Origin of the sequence: Alkalihalophilus lindianensis (assembly GCF_032843265.1) — a bacterium.
Taxonomy (GTDB): domain Bacteria; phylum Bacillota; class Bacilli; order Bacillales; family Bacillaceae_D; genus Alkalihalophilus; species Alkalihalophilus lindianensis.
The window spans coordinates 1-253 of sequence record NZ_JAWJBA010000691.1; the positions used below are offsets into that span (position 1 = coordinate 1).

The 253-nt window shown below is 50.2% G+C and carries 1 protein-coding gene; it reads right to left on the bottom strand.

Features of this window, described 5'->3' with window-relative positions:
* Positions 1-253, bottom strand: a 253-nt coding sequence (locus RYX56_RS23935; protein ID WP_317124331.1) for a proton-conducting transporter transmembrane domain-containing protein, incomplete at both ends; no start/stop codon positions are given.

The window sequence follows — 253 nt, forward strand, 5'->3', positions numbered from 1 at the left end:
GTCGAATAAGCGAGCAGCGCTTTTAAGTCTTTTTGCTGGACGGCGTTTATTGAACCATAAAGGAGCGTGACGATTCCTGCCCCGGAAACGAGCCAAAACCATTCGGTGCTGCCGCCAAATATTGGTGTAAACCGGGCAACCAAATAGATTCCCGCTTTGACCATGGTGGCGGAATGCAAATAGGCACTAATGGGTGTCGGTGCTTCCATCGCATCGGGCAGCCAAATACTAAAGGGAAATTGTGCCGATTTGG